Raw genomic sequence first — 21,976 nt, 5'->3', positions numbered from 1 at the left:
CGACGGGCGGCCGGTCCGAAATTCCGAACCGGCCGCCCGTCGTTGACGAACCGTCAGGCGGACGTCGACCTGCGTCGACGAACCGTCAGGCGAGCAGCGCCTCGATCACGCCGGTGTGCGCCTCGTGCAGCTCGGCCAGGGTCACGGTGAACTGGCCCTGCACCTCCAGCGCGTCGCCGTCCACCACGCCGATCCGGGTGGCGGGCAGGCCGCGGGCGCCGCACATGTCGTTGAACCGGAGCTCCTCGCTGCGCGGGACGGCGACCACGGCGCGCCCGGCGGACTCGGAGAACAGGAACACGAACGGGTCCAGGCCCTCGGGCACGACCACCCGGGCGCCGTTGCCGCCCTTGAGGCAGCTCTCCACCAGGGCCTGCGCCAGGCCGCCGTCGGAGAGGTCGTGCGCGGCGTCGACCATGCCGTCGCGGGAGGCCGCGATCAGGATGTCGCCGAGCAGCTTCTCGCGCTGCAGGTCCACCTTGGGCGGCAGGCCGCCGAGGTGGTTGTGCACGACCTGCGACCAGGCGGAGCCGCCCAGCTCGTCGGCGGTGTCGCCGAGCAGGTAGAGCAGCTGGCCCTGCTCGCCGAAGGCGATCGGGGTGCGGCGGGTGACGTCGTCGATGACGCCGAGCACCGCGACCACGGGGGTCGGGTGGATGGCGACCTCGCCGGTCTGGTTGTACAGCGAGACGTTGCCGCCGGTGACCGGGGTGCCGAGCACCTGGCAGGCGTCGGCCAGGCCGCGGGTGGCCTCGGCGAACTGCCACATCACGTCCGGGTCCTCGGGGGAGCCGAAGTTGAGGCAGTCGGAGACCGCGAGCGGCTTGGCGCCGCCGGCCGCGACGTTGCGGTACGCCTCGGCGAGGGCCAGCTGGGCGCCGGTGTACGGGTCCAGCTTGGTGTAGCGGCCGTTGCCGTCGGTGGCGACCGAGACGCCGAGGTTGGTCTCCTCGTCGATCCGGATCATGCCGGAGTCCTCGGGGTGGGAGAGCACCGTGTTGCCCAGCACGAACCGGTCGTACTGGTCGGTGATCCACGCCTTGGACGCCTGGTTCGGCGAGCCGGCGACCTTCAGCAGCGCGTCCTTCAGCTCCGCGCCGGTGCCCGGGCGGGCCAGCCGCTCGGCGGTCGGGGCGTCCAGCTGCAGGGCGTCCTGCCAGTCCGGGCGGGCGTACGGGCGGTGGTACGTCGGGCCCTCGTGGGCGACGGTGCGCGGCGGCACGTCGACCACCAGGTCACCGTGCCAGAAGATCTCCAGCCGCTCGCCGTCGGTCACCTCGCCGATGACGGTGGCGATGACGTCCCACTTCTCGCAGATCTCCAGGAAGCGGTCGACCTTGCCGGGCTCGACGATCGCGCACATGCGCTCCTGCGACTCGCTCATGAGGATCTCCTCCGGCGAGAGCGTGTGGTCGCGCAGCGGCACGGTGTCCAGCTCGATCCGCATGCCGCCGGTGCCGGCCGAGGCCAGCTCCGAGGTGGCGCAGGACAGGCCTGCGCCGCCGAGGTCCTGGATGCCCGCGACCAGGTCCTCGCGGAAGATCTCCAGGGTGCACTCGATGAGCAGCTTCTCCTGGAACGGGTCGCCGACCTGGACCGCGGGGCGCTTGGTGGGCTTGGTGTCGTCGAAGGTCTCCGAGGCCAGCACGGAGACGCCGCCGATGCCGTCGCCGCCGGTGCGGGCGCCGTACAGGATGACCTTGTTGCCCGGGCCGGACGCCTTTGCGAGGTGGATGTCCTCGTGCTTCATCACGCCCACGCAGAGCGCGTTGACCAGCGGGTTGCCCTGGTAGCAGGAGTCGAAGACGACCTCGCCGCCGATGTTCGGCAGGCCCAGGCAGTTGCCGTAGCCGCCGATGCCGGCCACGATCCCGGGCAGCACCCGGCGGGTGTCCGGGTGGTCGGCCGCGCCGAACCGCAGCGGGTCCATCACGGCGACCGGGCGGGCGCCCATCGCCAGGATGTCGCGGACGATGCCGCCGATGCCGGTGGCCGCGCCCTGGTAGGGCTCGATGTACGACGGGTGGTTGTGCGACTCGACCTTGAAGGTGACCGCGTAGCCCTGGCCGACGTCGACCACGCCCGCGTTCTCGCCGATGCCGACGAGCATCGCGTCGTTCTTCGGGGCCTTCTCGCCGAACTGCTTCAGGTGGACCTTGGAGCTCTTGTAGGAGCAGTGCTCGGACCACATCACCGAGTACATGGCGAGCTCGGCGCCGGTCGGGCGGCGGCCGAGGATCTCCCGGATCCGGGCGTACTCGTCTTCCTTGAGGCCGAGTTCGGCCCAGGGCTGCGCGGCGTCCGGGGTCTGCTCGGCGTTCTTGACGGTGTCGAGGCTCATCAGGCGTTCACCAGCTGCTTCAGGACGGAAGTGAAGAAGCCCAGGCCCTCGGTGGTGGGACCGGTGAGCTCCTCCACCGCGTGCTCCGGGTGCGGCATCAGGCCGACGACATTGCCCGCGGCGTTGGTGATGCCGGCGATGTCGCGGTACGAACCGTTCGGGTTCACGTCGAGGTAGCGGGCCACGATCCGGCCCTCCGCCTCCAGCGCGTCCAGGACCCGCTCGTCGGCGACGAAGCGGCCCTCGCCGTTCTTCAGCGGAACGGTGATTTCCTGACCGGCCGAGTAATCCCGGGTCCAGGCGGTCTCCGCGTTCTCGATGCGGAGCTTCTGGTCGCGGCAGATGAAGTGCAGCGAGTCGTTCCGGGTGAGCGCGCCGGGCAGCAGGTGCGATTCGCACAGCACCTGGAAGCCGTTGCAGATACCGAGGACCGGCATTCCCAGCTTGGCCTGCTCGATGATGGTGTCCATCACCGGCGAGAAGCGGGAGATGGCACCGCAGCGCAGATAGTCGCCGTAACTGAATCCGCCCGGCAGGACGACCGCGTCGACCTGGTGGAGATCCTTGTCACGGTGCCAGAGGGCGACCGGCTCGGCGCCGGCCAGGCGGACCGCGCGCTGGGCGTCGCGGTCGTCGAGGGAACCGGGGAAAGTGACGACGCCGACTCGGGTGGTCACTTTCCGTCCTCCTCGATGCGGACGGTGAAGTCCTCGATCACGGTGTTGGCGAGGAAGGTCTCGGCGGCCTCGCGGATACGGGCGAGCGCGGCGTCGTCGACCGGGCCCTCCAGCTCCAGCTCGAAACGCTTGCCCTGGCGGACGTCGGCGATCCCGGTGAAGCCGAGACGCGGCAGTGCACGCTGCACCGCCTGTCCCTGGGGGTCGAGGATCTCCGGCTTGAGCATGACGTCGACTACGACGCGTGCCACTGGCACTCCCGGTGGTGATTGCGTGAAGGCGGGGGGACCTTCAGCCTACCTGGGGTTTCGGGTCGGATTGCTGGCCCACCGGGGCGACGCGCGTAGACCCACGCCCCTTACGCCCCAAGGGTTCCGGGCCTTCCCAGCCGCCCCCCGGCACCCTTCCGGCCCCCTTGACGGGCATCCGATTTCGTCGGTTTAATCCCGGATGTAACGGGCCGGTATCGGCATCGGAGGGAACCCCGTGAATATCCGGAAAAAAGGAATCCCGGACTCTTCGATTTCGACCCCCTTTGGGTGCAGAATAGGGCGACCGGCAGCCGGACGCGCCGCATCTCGGCGTGGGCTCCCCTGCCCGCATACGGATGCCGCCACCCCGGCTCATCGGGCCACCGGGGCACCCGAGACCCCCGTCGGCCGAATTGCCCGAGAGGATTGACACCCATGGCTCAGCGTGTAGTCGTCACGCTCTCCGACGACCTGGACGGCGGCGCAGCCGCGGAAACCGTCCACTTCGGCGTGGACGGGAAGTCGTACGAGATCGACCTGTCTGCGGACAACGCGGAAAAGCTTCGGGAGGCCCTCGCACCGTTCGTCGCCGCCGGCCGGCGGCAGAGCCGCAGCGGAAAGTCCTTCCGCCGCACCGCCCTCACTCCGGACCCGGCTGCGGTCCGCGCCTGGGCCCAGTCCAACGGCATGGAGCTGCCGGCCCGCGGCCGGATCCCGAAGCACGTGTACGAGGCGTTCTCCGAGAACAACTGAGCGCCCACGGAGGCCAGTTGGCCTCCGCTGCCCTTCCCCGGCCACGCCGCCGGGGAAGGGTGGGGCGAGCAGGCCGATTGATGTTGTAGAGTATTTCTCGTCGCCGCAACCGGGGAAGATCCGAGCGGGGCGGCCGGTGCCCAGGCACCGTGCGGACGTGGCTCAGTTGGTAGAGCATCACCTTGCCAAGGTGAGGGTCGCGAGTTCGAATCTCGTCGTCCGCTCGCAGCTAGCGTGACAAGCTGTACAACTCAATATCATGCGGACGTGGCTCAGTTGGTAGAGCATCACCTTGCCAAGGTGAGGGTCGCGAGTTCGAATCTCGTCGTCCGCTCCAGTGCGAAGGCCCCCCTCGATCGAGGGGGGCCTTCGGCGTTTCCCGATCTCGGCACCGGCACCCCGTGACATATGTCACCGCCGACCCGTGGAGTTCCACCGGCACCCGGTGACGGCGCGCACTACTGGCCGCCCGCCCCCGCCGGGAGGCTGGGACCATGACCGACACCACCCGCCCCGCGCCGGCCGTCGAGGCCCGCGGACTGCACCGCCGCTACGGCCCCGCCGGGCCGTCCGGCTTCGAGGCCGTGCGCGGCCTGGACCTGACCGTCCGTCCGGGCGAGCTGTTCGCGCTGCTGGGCACCAACGGCGCGGGCAAGACCTCCACCCTGGAGGTGGTCGAGGGGCTCGCCCGGCCGACCGCCGGCGAGGTCCGGGTGCTCGGCCTCGACCCGTACCGGGAGCGGGCCGCACTGCGCCCGCGGATCGGGATCATGCTCCAGGAGGGCGGCTTCCCGGGCGAGTTGACCGTCGCGGAGACCGGCCGCTGCTGGTCCGGCCTGACCACCGGCGCCCGTGCGGTGGACGAGGCGCTCGACCTGGTCGGCCTGCTGCCCCGGCGCACCGTGCGGGTCAAGCAGCTCTCCGGCGGCGAGCGACGCCGGCTCGACCTGGCGATGGCCCTGCTGGGCCGCCCCGAGGTGCTGTTCCTGGACGAGCCGAGCACCGGCCTGGACCCGGAGGCCCGGGCCTCGGTGTGGCGGCTGATCCGCGACCTGCGCGCCCGCGGCACCACGGTGGTGCTCACCACGCACTACCTGGAGGAGGCCGAGGAGCTCGCCGACCGGCTGGCGATCATGCACCACGGCCGGGTGGTGGCAGGCGGCACGGTCACCGAGGTACTGGCCGCACACCCCGCCCGGATCAGCTTCGAACTCCCCGAGCGCTCCGGCCCGCACGCCGGACTCAGCCTGCCCGCGCTGCCCGGCGCCGAGACCACCGCCGACGGCCGCCGGATCACCCTGCGCACCCAGGACCTGCAGGGCACCCTCACCGAACTGCTCGGCTGGGCCGCCCGGCACCGGGTGCCGCTGGCCCGGCTGGACGCCCGCAGCGCCTCCCTGGAGGAGGCCTTCCTCGCCATCGCGGCCGCCGAGACCGCCGCCCCGCAGATCGGACGTGCCGCATGACCACCGCCACGCTCACCACCCCGGCCGGGCGCCTGCTCGCCCTCGGCCGCGCCGAGACCGCCCTGCTGCGCCGCAACCGCACCGCACTGTTCATGGCGCTGGTGCTGCCGGTCGCGCTGATCGGGATGGTCCGCTCGGTACTGGCCGGCGCGGTCGAACGCGACCCCGGCCTGGACCTGAAGGCCAATCTGGTGACCAGCTCGATGGGGCTGATCCTGCTGGTCGTCGTCTACTGCAACGTGACGACCGCTTACACCGCCCGCCGCGGCGAGCTCGTCCTGAAGCGCCTGCGCACCGGCGAGGCCCGTGACGCCGAGATCCTGCTCGGCACCGCCGCCCCGTCGATCGCCCTCGCGCTGGTGCAGTGCCTGCTGCTCGGCGTCGGCGGCGCGGTGCTGCTGGGCCTGCGCGCCCCGGCCAACCCGCTGCTGGTGCTGATCGGCCTGGTCCTGTCCGCGGCCCTGCTGACCGCGCTCGCGGCGCTCTCCAGCGTGGTCACCAGGACGGTGGAGAGCGCCGGCATCACCACCCTGCCGCTGCTGCTCGTCGCCCAGCTCGGCTCCGGCCTGCTGATCCCGCTGGAGTCCCTGCCCGACCGGATCGCCACCGTCTGCCGCCTCCTCCCCACCACGCCCGCCCTGCAACTCGTCCGCCTCGGCTGGTTCGGCACCGAGGGCACCGCCCCCGCCACCGGCTTCGCCGGCACCTGGGCCCCGGCCGTCCTCCCGCTCCTGCTCGCCCTCGCCTGGACCGCCGCCGCCACCTGGGCCACCCGCCGCTGGTTCCGGTGGGAGCCCCGCCCGTAGCCGCCCCGCCGGAGGCCCGACCGGCCCCCGATCCGGACCTGGCAGGATGCAGGCAGACCCCCGAGAGCGAGGTGCACCGAGCCATGCGCGTGAGCAGGCCCAGGCCGGTCCGCCGGTGGCGGGCGACCGGCAAGGCGCAGCGCACCGAGCTGTACGTGCGCTGGTCGTTGTACGCGGTGGCGGCGATGCAGCCGGTGGTGACGCTCGGCATGGTGGCCGGGCAGATCGGCCACCGGGAGGCGGTCGGCTGGGAGTTGCGGACGGCGGTGTTCGGCTCGCTGCTGGCGGCGGCGCTGAACGGGCTGCTGGTCCGGATCGGCCTGCCGGCCTACCTGGGCCGGCGCCCGCGCCCGTACGGCTGGGTGGCGGGGTCGGGGGCGGTCTCGGTCGCGGTGGCGGCGGCGGTGCTGTTGCTGGGGCCCGAGCTGACGGCGGAGTCGTCGTTCGGGACCACGGTGGCGATCGTGACGGTGACCTTCTGGATCGCCACGGCGGCCGTCGCGCTGCCGCTGCGGCAGACCGCCCTGGCCGCGCTGCTGGCGCTGGCCGCGACCGCGGTGCCGTTGCTGTGGGCGGGCGCGCATCCGGGGTTCGTGCTGGGCCTGTCGGTCGGCAGTCTGCTGGGCGCGGCGGTGGCGGCCGGCACGGCGCGCGGTTCGGCGTGGACGGCGAAGGTGGTGTGGGAGCTGGACGAGGCCCGGCAGACCCAGGCCCGGCTGGCGGTGGCCGAGGAGCGGCTGCGGTTCTCCCGCGATCTGCACGACGTGCTGGGCCGGAACCTGGCGACCATCGCGTTGAAGAGCGAACTCGCGGTGCAGCTGGCGCACCGTCAGCGCCCGGAGGCGGTGGACCAGATGACCGAGGTGCAGCGGATCGCGCAGGAGTCGCAGCGCGAGGTCCGCGAGGTGGTGCGGGGCTACCGCAGTGTCGAGCTGCACACCGAACTGGCGGGCGCCGCTTCGGTGTTGCGTGCCGCGAAGGTGGACTGCCGGACCGAGCTGGACGGCGCGGAGGGCCTGCCGGTGGCGGCGCAGTCGGTGCTGGGCTGGGTGGTGCGGGAGGCGGCGACCAACGTGCTGCGGCACTCGGAGGCCGCGAACTGCGCGATCCGGCTGCGGATCTCGGGCGCCGCCGCGGTCCTGGAGGTGGAGAACGACGGGGTGCCGCCGCTGCCGCGCCGGGCCGACGGCCCGGGCAGTGGGCTGCGCGGGCTGCGCGAGCGCCTGGCCGCGCACGGCGGCACGCTGGCGGTCGAGGACGCCCCGGGGGTGTTCCGACTGACCGCGGAAGTTCCGATATGAGCGTCGAACCGCCGTTCGCGGCAAGGGAGTCCGTGGCATGACCGACCTGGTGCGGGTGCTGCTCGCCGATGACGAGCACCTGATCCGCGGCGCGCTGGCCGCGCTGCTGGCGCTGGAGGACGACCTGACCGTGGTCGCCGAGGCGGCCTCCGGTCCGGAGGCGCTGGCGATGGCCGCCGCGCACCGGCCGGACGTGGCGGTCCTGGACCTGCAGATGCCGGGCCTGGACGGGCTGGAGGTGGCCGCCGAGCTGCGCCACCGGCTGCCGGAGTGCCGGGTGATGATCGTGACCGGCCACGGGCGCCCGGGTTACCTGAAGCGGGCCCTGGAGGTCGGGGTGCGCGGTTTCCTGCCGAAGACCGTCTCGGCCTCCGACCTGGCCGGCATCATCCGTACCGTCCGGGCCGGCGGCCGGTACGTGGACCCGGAGCTGGCGGCGGAGGCGATCAGCGCGGGCGACTCCCCGCTGACCCCGCGGGAGACCGACGTGCTGGAGTTGGCCGCGGACGGCGCCTCGATCGCGGAGATCGCCGACCGGGCGTCGCTGTCGCAGGGCACGGTGCGCAACTACCTGTCCTCGGCGGCGGGCAAGCTCGGCGCGGAGAACCGCCATGCCGCGGTGCGGATCGCCCGCGAGCACGGCTGGCTGTGACGGTGCGTCACAGCCGGCCGTGACGGGGCGTCACTTCCAGTCGAGGCCGGTCAGCGTCTCGTACGCCTCGATGTAGCGCTGCCGGGTGTGCTGGACGATCTCGTCGGGCAGCGGCGGCGGCGGGTTCTCGCTCTTGCGGTCCCAGCCGGAGGCGGGCGAGGCCAGCCAGTCGCGGATGATCTGCTTGTCGAAGGACGGCTGGTTGCGGCCGGGCTGCCACTCGTCGGCGGGCCAGTAGCGGGACGAGTCGGGGGTGAGCACCTCGTCGCCGATCACCAACTGGCCGTCGAGCAGGCCGAACTCGAACTTGGTGTCGGCGAGGATCAGGCCGCGCTCGCGGGCGATGTCGCGGGCCCGGGCGTACACGGCGAGGGTGGTCTGCCGCAGGGTGGCGGCGAGTTCGGCGCCGACCCGGCGGGCGGTCTCCTCGTAGGAGACGTTCTCGTCGTGCTCGCCGACCTCGGCCTTCAGGGCCGGGGTGTAGATCGGGGCGGGCAGCTCGGAGCCGTTGTCCAGGCCCTCGGGCAGCGCGATGCCGCACACCGTGCGGCTGACCCGGTACTCCTCCAGGCCGGAGCCGGCCAGGTAGCCGCGGGCGACGCACTCCACCGGCGCCATCTCCAGGCTGCGGCAGACCAGGGTGCGTCCGGCCCAGTCGGCGGGCGCACCGTCGGGGAGCTCGGTGGAGATGACGTGGTTGGGCACCAGGTCGGCGATCCGGTCGAACCACCACAGCGACATCTGGGTGAGGATCCGGCCCTTGTCCGGGATCTCGTTCGGCAGCACCCAGTCGAAGGCGGAGGTCCGGTCGCTGGCCACCATCACCAGGTCACCGTTGCCGGCCCGGTACAGGTCGCGCACCTTCCCGGTGTGCAGGTGGACCAGGCCGGGCACCTGGACCGGCTCGGGCTTGGTGACGAATCCGCTCACGATCAGTCCTCACAGCTGGGGGGCTCTGCGGGCGAGTCTTTCACGCCCGAGGGGTCACGCCCCGGTGCGCCCCTCCTTGCACAGCTGGTCGAGCAGGTTCGCGGTGGCCCGCTGGATCCGCTCGTCGGTGTGCCCGGGCCGGTCCAGCGCGGGCGACCAGGCGAAGGTGCCGGCCGCGAAGACGTACGCGCCGCTGGGCGCCCGGTACAGCGAGGTCTCCTGGTGGGTGGCCCGGCCGGCGGCGTCGCGGTACGGGGAGTGCGCCAGCAGGGTGCGCTCGGTGTACGCGGGCAGCGCGACCTTCGGGAAGTACCGGTCGGCCTCCCCGGCGACCAGGCCGGGCAGTTCGTCGCCCTCCCGCAGCCCGGTCCCCTGCCACAGCCAGTGCGCGGTGTTCCGGGCGACCAGCGGCACCGGCGCGGGCACGCTGCCCGCGTACTGGACGCCCAGCAGGTGCTGCTCGGGTTCCCCGGCGTCCCGCCACAGCGCGCTGGCCGCGCCGGGCACCCCGACCGCCGGGTGGTCGGCGGCGACCCGCTGGCGCTTGCGGCAGTGCAGCAGCCGGGCGTTCTCGCCGTTCGGACCGGGCGTCAACTCCACGCGCCAGTACATGGTGTTGGCGGACAGGAAGACCAGCGAGGTGCCGCCGTCCCGGGCCCGCTCGACGGCCCGCCGCATCGGCTCCGACCAGTACTCGTCGTGCCCGGGGAAGATCAGCGCCTTGTGCCCGCCGGGGTCGACCAGCCCGGCGTGCAGGTCGGTGGCGGTGGCGTAGCCGAGGTCGTAGCCGTACCGCTCGGCCCAGCGGATGAAGTCGTAGGCGTGCCCGACGTGCAGCGGCAGCCCGGCCCCGGCGTGCGGCCGGTCGAAGGAGACGGTGACCGCCGCCTCGCCCTCGCCGAGCAGCCGCCCCGCGCCGTCCCAGGCGTGGTAGAGGCTGGCCCCACGGTGCCCGTCCTCGGGGAACAGGTTGTACGCCTGCCAGGTCACGTCGGGCAGCACCAGCAGCAGGTCCGCCGGGTCGAAGTCCCGCACGGTGAACGGGACGTGGCTGCGGTGCCCGCCGTCCGCGGTGGTCAGCACGGCGACGTACGCGCCGGGCCGCCAGTCGGCGGGGACCTGCAGGCGCCAGGACTGCCACCAGTGGTGGCAGGAGACGGTCCGGTCGGCGACCATCGGCGCGGGCTGGGCGAGCCCGGCGATCAGCGGGCTGGAGGCGACCTGCCGGGCGCCGTCGCCGCCGTCGTGGCCGATCCGGTAGACGTCGACCTGGAACTCCCGCGGCGGGTTGACGGTGACCCGGAAGTCCACCGCCCCGCCGGGCCGCACCACGCCCGCCGTGGCGAAGCCCTTGATCTGCTGGTCCACGTCGTCGGAGTTGTCCGGACTGCCCACCGGCGGCCGGGGCCGGGCCGCCCCGCTCAGCGGCTGCTGCCCGGGGGCGCCCACGCTGACGTACCAGGGGACGGTGCCCTCGCCCTCGGCGAGGTAGTGGTCGGGGCTGCGCAGCCAGGGCAGCGGCCCCTGCCCGAACGGGTCGGACACCCCGTGCGCCAGCGTGCCGGACTCCCACCGGCGGTTGGACTCCGTCCCCACGCGCCCTCCCCACCCCTTCGCCCATCCGTCGAGGGTGGCAATTGCCAAGCGGATGTGCGTGCGGACCAGCACACCACAGTTTGCTGGCGCAGCGTCACCCCACGGTAGCAATTGGTACCCGTGGTCCCCGGGTTCCCGCACCCGGTCCGATCAGCCCGACAGCCGCACCGGACGTTCCAACCGGACCCCGGCCCGCGCCAGCCAGGCCCGCAGCGGGCCGTCCTCCCCCTGCTCCACCGCGCGGGCCACCACCGCGGCGAGCTCACCGCGCGCCGCGCCGGGGGTCTGCAGCACCGGCCCGTCCAGCCAGTCCAGCCCGGGGGCGGCGGCTGCGGCGTCGACCGCGGCGCAGCAGACGGTGGCGGTGAGGTGCTCGACCAGCAGGTCCCGGCCGCTGCGCACCGGCGGCAGCGGGGGCGCGACCTTGGCGCCGCGCGCCACCTGGCCGGCCAGCGCGGCGGCCAGCGACTCGCTCTCGCCGGCGGCGAGGCGTGCCAGCAGCTTGTCCAGCGACGGCCCGCCGTACGGCTGGTCGCCGCCGAGCGCGGCGCACAGCGCGGCGGCCTGGGCGCGCCAGCCGCGGTCGACCACCTCGGTCGGGTAGTCGGCCCAGTCGAGCGGCTGCCAGCCGGCCGCGGGCTCCTCGTGGAGCAGTTCGGCGGCGAGCCGGGAGACCTGGGCGTCGACCTCGCCGGGTTCCTCCAGCAGGTCGCAGGCGGGGCGGTCGCCGAGCCGGTTCTCGTAGCCGTCGGCGAGCCGGTCGCGGCGGGAGAGTTCGGTGAGCGCGGCGACCACGCCGGCGTTCAGGTGGGACGGGTGCCGGCCGAGCCGCCAGGCGGGCAGCGCGACCCGGGTGAGCAGCCGGTCCCAGCCCGCGTAGGCCAGGCCGACCTGCTCCTGGGCGGCGATCCGCAGCCCGTAGTCGACGGCCTTGGCCTGTTCGGAGGCCCAGGCGGCGACGGCGTGCTCGAGTTCGGCGGAGTGCTCCCGGCAGGCGCCGAGCAGCAGCCGGTTGACCTTGTCGACGAGGGCGAGCGGGCCGCGGTGCCGGTCGCCGAGCGCGGCGTCCAGGGCGCGCAGCCAGCGCCGGGCGGCCGCGATGTCGGGGTCGGCGGAGGCGCCGGCGCCGGCCACCACGGGGGCGAGCAGGGCGCGCAGTTCGCCGGCCCGCATCCACCACAGGAACGGGGAGCCGATCACCAGCACCGGGGCGGACGGCGCGGGGCGCCGACCGGGGTGGTGTGGCTCCTCCAGCCAGCTGTCGCAGTCCGGGGTGAGCGCGATCGCGGCGGGGGCGGGCACCTGCAGCCGTTCGGCGAGCTCGTCGATCAGCCGGTACAGCTCGGGTGCCGCGGCGCGGGCCACCGGCACGGCGGGGGTGACCGGGGGGACGGCCCGGCGTTGCGAGCGGGCCACCAGGGCGGCCAGCAGCAGGGTCAGGGCGGCGACGGCGCCGACCGCCCAGCGGATGCCGTCCCACAGCCCGGCGTCCGCGGAGCCGGGCGCGCCTATCCGCCCGGTGAACCGTCCGGCCACCAGCACCACCGCGCAGGCGGCGGGCAGCGCGGCGACGGCGACGGCCCGTCCGCGTACCCGTAGGACGGCTTGGGCTCGTGCGCGTGCGGTGTCCACTGCAGCCATCGCCGCGGCACCCCCTTCGCAGCCGACTCGACTCGATCAATTCCGGTACGGGAAGCGGCGGATGCCGAACCCGGTGTGCGACTCGCGTGGCGCTTTCCTGCCAGTTTCGACGCCCCGGTGCGGGCGGGTGTTCCGGAATTCCGGGGATTCCACCCGTCCTGGTGACACCGCGGCGGGGCGCGCCACCGCTCCCAGCATCCCCCCGGCGCGTTCTGGCGACGAGCCGCATCCACGCCGGCGCCCCCGCCCCTGCGCGATTCAGCGCACCCTACGGCGCAGGCGTGCGCGTCGTCAGCAGGATGCCCAAGTCATCACCCGAAGGCGTGGATTTCTCCGTCCCCGACGGGACGGCTCCGACCTCGGAAAACACCGCGGGGCGCTGCGTCCGGACGGGTCGTCCGTACGCAGCGCCCCGGGGACCGGGGACGCGCGGGTGTTAGAGCGCGGCCTTGAGCGCGATGTCGGTGCGGTGCTGGGCACCCTTGAAGGAGATCTTCGCCAGGCCCGCGTAGGCCTTGGCACGGGCCTCGGCGAGGTTCTCGCCGGTGGCGGTGACCGAGAGCACCCGGCCGCCGGCGGTGAGCACCTCGCCGTTGTCGCCGCTGCGGGTGCCGGCGTGCAGGACGAAGGCGGTGCCGTCGGCCTCGGCCTCGGCGAGGCCGTCGATCGGGTCGCCGGTGCGGGGGTTGGCGGGGTAGCCCTCGGAGGCCATCACCACGGTCACCGCGGCGGCGTCGTCCCAGCGCAGCGGCTCGAGCTCGGCGAGGGTGCCCTCGGCGGCGGCGAGCAGCACGCCGGCCAGCGGGGTGCGTAGCCGGGCCAGCACGACCTGGGTCTCCGGGTCGCCGAACCGGGCGTTGAACTCGATCACCCGGGTGCCGCGCGAGGTCAGCGCGAGGCCCGCGTAGAGCAGTCCGGAGAACGGGGTGCCGCGGTGGCGGAGCTCGTCGACGGTGGGCTGCAGGACGGTCTCCAGCACCTCCTGCACCAGGCCCTCGGGGGCCCACGGCAGCGGCGAGTAGGCGCCCATGCCGCCGGTGTTCGGGCCCTGGTCTCCGTCGAGCGCCCGCTTGAAGTCCTGCGCGGGGACCAGCGGCAGCACCGTGGTGCCGTCGGTGATCGCGAACAGCGACACCTCCGGGCCGTCCAGGTACTCCTCGATCACCGTGCGCTCGCAGGCCTTGGCGTGATCCAGCGCGACGGCGAGGTCGTCGGTGACGACGACGCCCTTGCCGGCCGCCAGGCCGTCGTCCTTGACCACGTACGGGGCGCCGAAGGCGTCCAGCGCCTCGGCGGCCTCGGCCTCGGTGGTGCAGACGTAGGAGCGCGCGGTGGGGACGCCGGCCGCGGCCATCACGTCCTTGGCGAAGGCCTTGGAGCCCTCGAGCTGGGCGGCCTCCCCGGACGGGCCGAAGACCGGGATGCCGGCCTCCCGCAGCGGGTCGGCGACGCCCGCGACCAGCGGGGCCTCCGGGCCGACCACCACGAGGTCGGCGCCCAGCTCGCGGGCGAGCGCGGTGACCGCGGCGCCGTCCAGCTGGTCGACCGGGTGGACCGTCGCCACCTGCGCGATCCCGGCGTTGCCCGGGGCGCAGTGCAGCTCGGTGACGGCGGGATCTTGGGACAGAGAGCGGCACAGGGCGTGTTCGCGGGCGCCGCCGCCGATGACGAGGACCTTCACGACGGTCAAGCCTAGTCGGTGGCCTGTTCCCGCCGTCCGGCGGCTCGGTGGGAAGCTCCAACCGCCACCCCGATCGCCGGTTCGAATATGTAGGAAAATACAGTCGGCTTCCTCGAAGGGCCGCGCTGTCATGTCGACGGCCTCGGTTCACCTCGCTCGGACGGGTGAAATCCGGCCACCCGCCGAAACCCTCTCACCTCGGCTTCCGGAGGTGAATTCCGATAACGATCACTACGGAAGCGCCCCCACGGTCAGCCATTTGGCGGTAAGAAGTGCTGTTGGACGAGGACCCGGCCGTACGCCGGGCACGGCACCATGGGCGGCTCGACCCGCGCGCGGCGCCGCGGGTCCGCACCGCCATGCCGCGAACCGTCAGTCCCACGCACCGTCAGTCCCACGCACTGCACAGCCCGATCCACGCACCGACCCAAGTCCGTACCGCCAGTCCCGGTACCCGCCGGGCCCCCGCAGTCACCCCGCCACAGGGAGCGCCACAGGTGAGCCAGCCGGAAATGCAGCCCGAGGAGAGCCCTTGGGGCAAAGAGGTCGCCGACGACGACCAGCCCGCCCCGGGCTCCGGCGGACGGACTCCCACCCGTCGCCGCACCGACCTGAGTGCCCGCCAGTTCCCGCTCGGTGACTGGGGCGAGCCGGCCGAGCGGCTGGAGGAGCTCTACCGCTGGTCGGAGGAGCGGGCCGTCGAGGCGATCGACTGGTACCGCCGGGACCGGATCTGGAAGCGCCGCTGGGCGCGGCTGCTGCGCTTCACCGCCGGAGTCTTCACCGTCGGCGGCGTCACCGCCCCGCTGATCTCACTCACCGGCGTCCTCCCGCACGCCCTGGAGTGGGGCTACGCCGGACTCGCGCTGGCCGCCGCCGCGCTGCTCGCCGACCGCGCCTTCGGGCTCACCTCGGGCTGGATGCGGGACGTCTCCACCGCCCAGGCGCTGCAGCGCCGCCTGGAGGCGTTCCAGTTCGACTGGGCCTCGGAGTGCGTCCGCGAGGTGCTCGGCCCCACCGAGGGCACCGCGGGCGAGGCCGCCGAGCGCTGCCTCGGGGTGCTGCGCCGGTTCTGCGAGGACGTCTCCGACATGGTCCGCAGCGAGACCTCCGAGTGGATGCTGGAGTTCCGGGCCGGCATGAGCCAGCTCCCCACCCAGGCACCCGGCATCTGGGGCAACCGCAGCGAGGGCGGCACCAACGCGCAGGTCCGCGTCCTGCCCCCGCCGGGCACCCGCCCGACCATGCCCCGTCAGCGTCCCCCGGAGGGACCGCTGCGCTGATCGCGCGCCCGACACGACGAATCCGCCCGGCGAGGACTCCCCTCCCCGGGCGGATCCCGTTGTCGGGGGCGGTGCGCTACGCGAAGACGACCATCGAGCCCTGGGTGACGCTCCGGGTGGCCGCGGCGTAGAGACCCGCCCAGGCGTGGCGTTCGCGCGCGTAGGGGTGGAAGTCGTCCAGCGGGGGCCCGAAGGGCTGCTCGAGCTGGGTCGGGCCGAGCGGCCGGGTGGGGGCCGGGGGGTCGAGCGGGTTGATGCCCAACAGCGGTGCGACCGCCTGGAGTTCGCGCAGCAGGCCGTGCGAGGACCCGAGCGGGCCGCCGGCTGCCAGGAGCTCGTTGGCGACCAGCGGTATCTGGAAGTCGACCGGGACGTAGGCGCCGGCGTGGTCGAAGTGCCAGACCAGGTGGGACTGTTCGGCGGTCGCCTCGAACATCTCCAGCAGCTGCTCGTAGTCGCTGCCGAGCGCGTCGACCGGCGTCACCTCGAAGCCGGTCAGGCCCAACAGGTAGGCGCGGCGCAGGAAGTGGAGCGAGTCGTAGTCGAAGGCGGCTATCGTCTCGACCTCTCCGGAGAACCCGGGGACGTACGGCTGGACCGGGACGTGCGGCAGGCCGTGCTGGGCGAGCACGTCGTTGTAGCGGTCCAGATCCTCGCGGAACGGGTTCTCGGGGTTGTGGGTCAGCACGTCCACGAGCGGGACGAGCCAGAGGTCGCAGGCCATGGGCCGGCTCATCCTCTCGGGTGGGCGGGCAACGAGGCCCCACCCTACCGGCCCGGGGCGGGCTCCCCGCTGCCCGGCCGGAACGGGCGGGCGAAGCGGCCCGGCGGGACGAACCTGGGCATCGGCACCCGGCCCAACCCGACGGCGGGAACCGGCTGTTCGGCCGCCGCCGCGGGCTCCGGCGACGGCGACGGGCTCGGCGGGGCGACGGCGGGGGCCGGCTGCGGCTCGCGCAGCAGCCGCAGCACCGCGACGCCGTCCAGCGGCTGGCCGAGCAGCCGGGCGAGCAGTTCGACGGTGAACAGGTTGTAGTCGTTGACCACCCGGTGGGCGCCGACCTGGTCGCGGGCCTCGACCCGGTCGACCAGCTCGCCGTGCCGGTCCCAGCAGACCCCGGCGAGGTCGGTGCGCCCGCGCAGGTGCGGCGCGGCGAACATCCAGGACTGGATCCGCAGCCAGCCGAGGTAGGCGGAGATCCGCTCGTTGCACAGGAGGGCGGCGGCCTCCTGCCAGAACCGCAGGTCGCAGCCGACCAGCACGTCGAGCTGGCCGGACCGGGCGGCCCGGGTGGCGGCGTCGGCCCGGCGGCGCAGCGAGGCCAGCCGGGACCAGTCGTAGCCCTGGATCCGGGAGCCGAGGTGGCGCAGCGCGTTGTCGGTGAGCAGGGTGCGGGCCTCGAAGATCTCCAGGAAGTCGTCCCAGCCGAACTCGGGCACGGTGAAACCCCGGTGCGGCTCGCTGACCAGCAGTCCCTGGGCGGCCAGGTCGACCAGCGCCTCGCGGGCGGGGGTGGCGGAGACGCCGTAGACCTCGGCGATCTCCTTGACCGTGAAGTTCCGGCCGGCGGCCAGCCGCCCGGCCATCATCTCGTCGCGCAGCGCGTCGGCGATCTGCTCGCGGAGGCTGTTGCGCCGGATCAGGGCGCGCCCGCCCCGAGCTCCCGCAGCAGTCATCTGCCGCCCCCTCCCCAGACCGCGCCGGACGCGCTCTGGCCCACTCACAAAACGCGCACAGACTACCCCGGATCCGTCAATCCGGACCAAGGGAATCGCACAAGGGAGTTCGAGGGATCAGCGCTGGACCGGCGCGGGGATGCCGAGCAGCCGGTCGCGGTGGACCGGGAAGTCGGCGCGGCACTTGGCCACCTCGGCCGGGTCGAACTCGACGGTGAGCACCTGCTCCTCCGTCCCGGCCTCGGCCAGCACCCGGCCCCACGGGTCGACCACCAGGCTGCGCCCGGCCTGCTCGACGCCGCCGTGGGTGCCGGCCGTGTTGCAGGCCAGCACGTACGCCTGCTCCTCGACGGCGCGGGCTCGGGCCAGCAGGTTCCAGTGCTCGGCGCGCCGGGCCGGCCACGCGGCGGGGACGACCAGCAGCTCGGCGTCGGCGTCCAGCAGGGCCCGGAACAGCTCGGGGAAGCGCAGGTCGTAGCAGGTCGCCAGGCCGAGGACGCCGAAGTTGGTGGCGGCGGTGACGATCTCCTGGCCGGCGCCCATCGCGACCGCCTCGCCGCTGTCGAAGCCGAAGCGGTGGATCTTGCGGTAGGTGCGCACCAGTTCGCCGTCGGGGGCGAACAGCAGCGAGGTGTTGTAGATCGGACCGTCCTGGTCGCGTTCGACGATCGAACCGGCGTGCAGCCAGCAGCCGACCGCCCGGGCGGCGGCGGACATCGCCTCCGCGGTGGGTCCGTCCAGCGGTTCCGCGCCCGCCGACCAGGCGTCGTAGGCGAACCCGCCGACCGGCCACAACTCCGGCAGCACCACCAGGTCGGCGCCCTCCTGGGCACGGACCAGCGCCCCGGCCCGGGCCCGCCGTTCGGCGACCGGCTCGGAGTCCAAGACCGCGAGTTGGATCAATGAAGCGCGCACAGTACCACCGTCCACGGCAAGAGTCCTACGATCGTCACCCGAAAGCGCTGCCCTGCTCTCACCCGGCAGCGTAACGTGCCGTATGCGCGTCCGTGCGGAGGTCTCAGCAGCCCGGGCGACGTGGGACGGAAGCTGACGGAGGGCCGGAGATTCCCGTGACGGACAACCAGACCGTGCAGGCTTACACCGATGCGTGGACGCAGTCGATCGAGTCCATATCCGAGTTGCTCGCACCGCTGCCGACCGACGCGTGGAACCGGGCCACCGAGTGCCCCGGCTGGTCCGTCCGCGACGTGGTCTCGCACATCATCGGCGTCGAGTCGGAGTTGCTCGGCGACCCCCGTCCGATCCACTCGCTGCCGCGCGACCTGCGGCACGTCACCAGCGAGTACGCCCGCTACATGGAGCTGCCGGTCGACAAGCGGCGCTGCCACACCCCGGTCGAGGTGGTCAGCGAGCTGGAGTACACGGTGATCCGCCGGTCCCGGGCGCTGCGCAACGCCCGGCACGAGCCCGCCGACCTGGTGCGCTGGCCGGCCGGCCCGCTGACCCGGGACATCCCGTACACCTCGCTGCTGCGGCTGCGCGCCTTCGACGTCTGGGTGCACGAGCAGGACCTGCGCCGGGCCCTGCAGGAGCCGGGCAACCAGGACTCCCCCGCCGCGCTGGTCACCCGCGACCTCCTGATCGAGTCGCTGCCCAAGCAGGTGGCGAAGGAGGCGGGCGCGCCGATCGGCAGCACGGTGGTCTTCAACGTGACCGGCGCGGTGCCGTTCCGCCGCACCGTCCGGGTCGCGGCGGACGGCCGGGGCGTCGTGGACCAGTCGGTGGTGATGGGCCCGGACGTGGTGCTGTCGACGGACTGGCCGACCTTCGTCCGGCTGTGCTGCGGCCGGGTCCGCCCGGAGGCGGCGCTGGTCGAGCTCACCGGCGACCAGGAGCTGGCCGCCCGGGTGCTGGCCCACCTGGTCAGCACCCCCTGACCGCACGTTTCCTGACGGAGCGTCAGGCCAGCTTGCGCCGCAGCCGCAGGATCATCGCGGTGCCCAGCAGCAGCGGCGCCAGCTGGAAGCAGAACGCCAGCTGGTAGGCGTGCGCGCTGTAGCCGCTCGCGTGCGGGTCGGAGAGCGCGTCCAGCAGCACGCCGATGCCGAGCAGGGTGAGCATCGAGCCGATGAAGCCGCCCATGTTGGCGATGCCGGAGGCGGTGCCCATCCGCTCGGCCGGGTTGGACGAGCGGGCGTAGTCCAGGCCGATCAGCGAGGCCGGGCCGTTGCTGCCCATCACCAGGATCAGCACCACCAGCAGCCACAGCGGCGGGTGGCCGTGCGGCCAGGCGAGGGTGGCGGTCCAGCACACCGCGGTGGCCGCCAGCACGGTGAGGGTGATCGGCATCCGCAGCGCGGCGGAGCGGGAGACCAGGCGGCCGAACAGCAGCCCGAAGGCCATCGAGCTGAGCACCAGCAGGCTGAGCAGTCCGCCCGCCCCGGCCCGCGACATGCCCTGCCCCTCGACCAGGTAGGGCAGTCCCCACAGCAGGCCGAACGCGGAGGCCGGGAAGGCCGTGGTGAAGTGCACCCACAGGCCGAGCCGGGTGCCGGGTTCGGCCCAGGCGGCCCGGATCTGCCGACCCACCGGAAGCCGGACGCCCTCGACCCGCACCGGCGCGGGCGCCCCCGGCGGGGCCTCCCGCAGCAGCGTCGCCACCAGGGCGAAGACCAGCACGCCGGTGAGCGCGATGGTCGCGAACGTCGCGCTCCACCCCGCGGTGTGCAGCGCCTGGGCCAGCACCACGGTGGTGACCAGGTTGCCGCCGGTGCCGACCAGCCCGGTGAGCTGGGCGACGAACGGGTTGCGGGCCGCCGGGAACCAGCGGGCGGCGATCCGCAACACGCTGATGAAGGTCATCGCGTCGCCGCAGCCGAGCACCGCCCGGGAGGCCAGCGCCGGGCCGAACTCGGTGGAGAAGGCGAAGGCCAGCTGCCCGGCGCTCATCAGCGCCACCCCGAGCAGCAGCACCCGGCGCGGCCCGTGGCGGTCCACCAGCAGGCCGACCGGGATCTGCATCCCGGCGTAGACCAGCACCTGCAGGATCGAGAAGGTGGACAGCGCGGAGGCGCCGATGCCGAAGCGGGCGGAGGCGTCCAGCCCGGCGACGCCGAGGCTGGTGCGGTGCACCACTGCGAGGACGTAGACGCTGACGCCGATCGACCAGGCGAGCCAGGCGGCCCGCCCGCCCGGCGGGTGGAAGGGGGCGAGCGGCGGGTCGGCGCGGAGGCGGGGAGCGGGTACGGATGGGGACGGTGCGGTGCCTGCGGGGTCCACGCTCATAGTGGAACCAGGCTAGTCATCCCATGAAATGATCTTTGGGCTGGGGGTCGGCGCCGGTCAGCCGGTCAGAGTCCAGGTCGCCGTCCGGGTCATGTACTGGTCGCGGAAGGCCTCGTCGCGCACCCAGTCGGTGCTGTCCCGGACCGTCGCGGTGACGGTGTGCTTGTGGCCGGACGACAACGCCAGCGCCGCGGTGTCCAGCCAGGTGCCGTCCGCGGTACTGGCCTCCACCGGCTTGCCGTCCAGCTGCCAGGCGATCTGCAGCTGCCGCGGGCCGGTCAGCCCCAGCGGGCGGACGTGCAGCCTGGGCCGGCCGGCGACCGCGCCGGGAGCCGGGTCGGGCGGATCGACGGGCTTCACCCGGCGGTACAACTGCTCGATGATCGCCTCCCGGGAGGGCAGGTTGTAACTCCCGCCCAGGGTGCGCATCACCGAGTCCGCGGTCGGCCGGTACAGCCCGTTGGCACTGCGGTACGCGCCCACCGTCCCGCCGCCGTCCGGTGACTCGGCGCCCAGCCAGCGCCACCACTTGACCCGGGTGCGCAGCATCTCCTCGGCGCCGACGGTGGCCAGGTTCGGGTAGTCCGGATCGGTCGGGGCGCTGTCGTACTCGTCGCCGAGCGCGCCGACGGTGTGGCCGATCTCGTGCTGGATGATCCGCCCGGCATCCGGGCTCCCCCCGGCCAGCGTGGTCACCCCCGTACCGCCGGCACCGCCGTACTCGGTCGAGTTGGCCAGCGCGATCAGGTACTGCGGGCCGGGGTCCTGCCCGGCGAAGCGGGCGGTGGCGGCCTCGTCGGCGCACAGCAGCCGGGCCGTGCCCTCGCACCAGAAGTGCATGCCGAGCGGCGTGTTCGGGGCCTTGTCGGTGTTCTCGCTCTCGGCGATGCCGGCCACCGGGGAGACCACGTCGACCCTGCGTATGTTGAAGAACCCCTGGTAGGTCCGGAACGGCTCGATTTCCAGCAGCGCCCGCCAGGCCCGGTCCGCCTCGTCCCGGAAGAGCGGCTGCTGGGCGATGGTGTAGCCGTCGCCGAGCAGCACCAGGGTGATCCGGTTCGATGGGTCGCCGCTCAGCCGCAGATCGACGGTCGGAGCGGCCGCGGGAGCCCGCAGGTCCGGCCGCCCGGCCGGCGGCGCCGCCCGGTCCGCCTGGACCGGCGGCCCTATCGCCGTGGACGGCGACGGGGAGGCCAGCTCCACCACGGCGGGCAACACCGCGGCAGCGGCCAGGATCAGGGCGGCCGCACTGCGCATCACGGGGCCGGGAGTGCCAGTCGGCATACGCGGGAGTCCTCGCTGCGACGGTCACCCGGCCTGGCGCGCGGGTGCAGGTCGCACAGACGTACCCACCCACGGCAGCCCCTCGGCCCCGCCGACGCGAAACTCCCTCGGTCAGACCAATGCAACAAACAGGGGCCCGGGGAACGGCGGGGGTTCCTGGCGGAGGGTCTCAGCGGGCTGCGGGTCTGGAGGCTCCGGTAACCCGGAAGCACCCAGACGCACCGCGCCCTTCAACCCGACCGCCACTCGCCTCGCAGTTCCCCGAGCCCCTCAATACCTACTAGCCCCAGGTGATCAGGCGCTTCGGGTACTCCAGGATCGCCGCGGTGTCCGCGAGGACCTTGGAGCCGAGTTCGCCGTCGACCAGGCGGTGGTCGAAGGAGAGCGCCAG

General features: G+C 73.5%; 20 protein-coding genes and 2 tRNA genes. 9 read left to right on the top strand and 13 right to left on the bottom strand.

Features of this window, described 5'->3' with window-relative positions:
* Window positions 1–85: 85 nt before the first annotated feature.
* Genes purL through purS form a run of 3 tightly spaced genes read right to left on the bottom strand, consistent with a single transcriptional unit; the run spans window position 86 to window position 3,269 of the window.
* Window positions 86–2,341, bottom strand: coding sequence for a phosphoribosylformylglycinamidine synthase subunit PurL (gene purL / locus ACWD4U_RS28705; RefSeq protein WP_363458679.1), 2,256 nt, complete (start codon window positions 2,339–2,341; stop codon window positions 86–88).
* Window positions 2,341–3,018 (bottom strand): phosphoribosylformylglycinamidine synthase subunit PurQ, encoded by a 678-nt coding sequence (gene purQ / locus ACWD4U_RS28700; RefSeq protein WP_363458681.1) that lies wholly within the window; start codon window positions 3,016–3,018, stop codon window positions 2,341–2,343. Before purQ ends, purL begins: the two co-directional genes overlap by 1 nt.
* Window positions 3,015–3,269, bottom strand: a complete 255-nt coding sequence (gene purS / locus ACWD4U_RS28695) for a phosphoribosylformylglycinamidine synthase subunit PurS (RefSeq protein WP_363458683.1) — start codon at window positions 3,267–3,269, stop codon at window positions 3,015–3,017. The genes purQ and purS overlap by 4 nt, the downstream gene beginning before the upstream one ends.
* 435 nt (window positions 3,270–3,704) lie before the next feature.
* On the opposite strand from purS, the gene ACWD4U_RS28690 reads away from it, so the two are divergent.
* The 7 genes from ACWD4U_RS28690 to ACWD4U_RS28660 all read left to right on the top strand — a co-directional run bounded on the left by ACWD4U_RS28690 (window position 3,705) and on the right by ACWD4U_RS28660 (window position 8,247).
* Window positions 3,705–4,022, top strand: coding sequence for a histone-like nucleoid-structuring protein Lsr2 (locus tag ACWD4U_RS28690; RefSeq protein ID WP_073807183.1), 318 nt, complete (start codon window positions 3,705–3,707; stop codon window positions 4,020–4,022).
* 151 nt (window positions 4,023–4,173) lie between these two features.
* Window positions 4,174–4,246: transfer RNA gene (locus ACWD4U_RS28685), tRNA-Gly, on the top strand.
* Window positions 4,247–4,283: 37 nt separating this feature from the next.
* A tRNA-Gly gene (locus tag ACWD4U_RS28680) sits at window positions 4,284–4,359 on the top strand.
* Between the two features lie 157 nt (window positions 4,360–4,516).
* A complete protein-coding gene (locus ACWD4U_RS28675) occupies window positions 4,517–5,488 on the top strand; it encodes an ABC transporter ATP-binding protein (protein WP_363458685.1) in 972 nt (323 codons plus the stop codon).
* A complete protein-coding gene (locus tag ACWD4U_RS28670; protein WP_363458686.1) occupies window positions 5,485–6,294 on the top strand; it encodes an ABC transporter permease in 810 nt (269 codons plus the stop codon). Before ACWD4U_RS28675 ends, ACWD4U_RS28670 begins: the two co-directional genes overlap by 4 nt.
* 83 nt (window positions 6,295–6,377) lie before the next feature.
* On the top strand, window positions 6,378–7,595 hold the full coding sequence (locus tag ACWD4U_RS28665; protein WP_363458688.1) for a sensor histidine kinase: 1,218 nt from the start codon (window positions 6,378–6,380) through the stop codon (window positions 7,593–7,595).
* A 37-nt stretch (window positions 7,596–7,632) separates the two neighbouring features.
* The gene (locus ACWD4U_RS28660; protein WP_363458690.1) at window positions 7,633–8,247 is read left to right on the top strand and encodes a response regulator transcription factor; all 615 of its coding nucleotides are present in this window, start codon (window positions 7,633–7,635) and stop codon (window positions 8,245–8,247) included.
* Window positions 8,248–8,277: 30 nt separating this feature from the next.
* Here ACWD4U_RS28660 and ACWD4U_RS28655 read toward each other — a convergent pair whose 3' ends face one another.
* The 4 genes from ACWD4U_RS28655 to purD form a co-directional block, all read right to left on the bottom strand.
* Window positions 8,278–9,177, bottom strand: coding sequence for a phosphoribosylaminoimidazolesuccinocarboxamide synthase (locus tag ACWD4U_RS28655; RefSeq protein WP_363458692.1), 900 nt, complete (start codon window positions 9,175–9,177; stop codon window positions 8,278–8,280).
* A gap of 54 nt (window positions 9,178–9,231) precedes the next feature.
* Complete coding sequence (locus ACWD4U_RS28650) at window positions 9,232–10,773, bottom strand: N,N-dimethylformamidase beta subunit family domain-containing protein (RefSeq protein WP_363458694.1); 1,542 nt, start codon at window positions 10,771–10,773, stop codon at window positions 9,232–9,234.
* Window positions 10,774–10,923: 150 nt separating this feature from the next.
* A complete protein-coding gene (locus tag ACWD4U_RS28645; protein WP_363458696.1) occupies window positions 10,924–12,414 on the bottom strand; it encodes a hypothetical protein in 1,491 nt (496 codons plus the stop codon).
* Between the two features lie 436 nt (window positions 12,415–12,850).
* Window positions 12,851–14,095: a phosphoribosylamine--glycine ligase gene (purD, locus tag ACWD4U_RS28640; protein ID WP_363458697.1), complete on the bottom strand. Its 1,245-nt coding sequence runs from the start codon at window positions 14,093–14,095 to the stop codon at window positions 12,851–12,853.
* Between the two features lie 497 nt (window positions 14,096–14,592).
* Between purD and ACWD4U_RS28635 the strand changes: the two genes are divergently transcribed.
* Window positions 14,593–15,378: an SLATT domain-containing protein gene (locus ACWD4U_RS28635; protein WP_449787342.1), complete on the top strand. Its 786-nt coding sequence runs from the start codon at window positions 14,593–14,595 to the stop codon at window positions 15,376–15,378.
* Between the two features lie 76 nt (window positions 15,379–15,454).
* Here the strand turns inward: ACWD4U_RS28635 and ACWD4U_RS28630 are convergent, their stop codons facing one another.
* The 3 genes from ACWD4U_RS28630 to ACWD4U_RS28620 form a co-directional block, all read right to left on the bottom strand.
* Window positions 15,455–16,102 (bottom strand): hypothetical protein, encoded by a 648-nt coding sequence (locus ACWD4U_RS28630; RefSeq protein WP_363458698.1) that lies wholly within the window; start codon window positions 16,100–16,102, stop codon window positions 15,455–15,457.
* Window positions 16,103–16,146: 44 nt separating this feature from the next.
* Window positions 16,147–17,055 (bottom strand): GntR family transcriptional regulator, encoded by a 909-nt coding sequence (locus ACWD4U_RS28625; protein ID WP_363458700.1) that lies wholly within the window; start codon window positions 17,053–17,055, stop codon window positions 16,147–16,149.
* Window positions 17,056–17,172: 117 nt separating this feature from the next.
* Window positions 17,173–17,970, bottom strand: coding sequence for a carbon-nitrogen family hydrolase (locus ACWD4U_RS28620; RefSeq protein ID WP_363458702.1), 798 nt, complete (start codon window positions 17,968–17,970; stop codon window positions 17,173–17,175).
* 155 nt (window positions 17,971–18,125) lie between these two features.
* Here ACWD4U_RS28620 and ACWD4U_RS28615 point away from each other — a divergent pair, with 155 nt between their 5' ends.
* Window positions 18,126–18,953 (top strand): maleylpyruvate isomerase family mycothiol-dependent enzyme, encoded by an 828-nt coding sequence (locus ACWD4U_RS28615; protein WP_363458703.1) that lies wholly within the window; start codon window positions 18,126–18,128, stop codon window positions 18,951–18,953.
* A gap of 22 nt (window positions 18,954–18,975) precedes the next feature.
* Here the strand turns inward: ACWD4U_RS28615 and ACWD4U_RS28610 are convergent, their stop codons facing one another.
* From ACWD4U_RS28610 to ACWD4U_RS28600, 3 genes are all read right to left on the bottom strand, one after another.
* Window positions 18,976–20,301 carry an MFS transporter gene (locus ACWD4U_RS28610; RefSeq protein ID WP_363458705.1) on the bottom strand — a complete coding sequence of 442 codons (1,326 nt, stop codon included), beginning with the start codon at window positions 20,299–20,301 and terminating at the stop codon, window positions 18,976–18,978.
* A 57-nt stretch (window positions 20,302–20,358) separates the two neighbouring features.
* The gene (locus ACWD4U_RS28605; RefSeq protein ID WP_363458706.1) at window positions 20,359–21,585 is read right to left on the bottom strand and encodes a M64 family metallopeptidase; all 1,227 of its coding nucleotides are present in this window, start codon (window positions 21,583–21,585) and stop codon (window positions 20,359–20,361) included.
* A 280-nt stretch (window positions 21,586–21,865) separates the two neighbouring features.
* Window positions 21,866–21,976 (bottom strand): 2-oxo acid dehydrogenase subunit E2 (locus ACWD4U_RS28600; RefSeq protein WP_363458710.1); only part of this gene is annotated, 111 nt, incomplete at its 5' end.

The sequence above is a fragment of the Kitasatospora sp. NPDC002522 genome, from assembly GCF_053595195.1.
The sequence above is the reverse complement of the archived record's forward strand: the minus strand, read 5'-3'. Positions and strand labels throughout refer to the sequence as shown.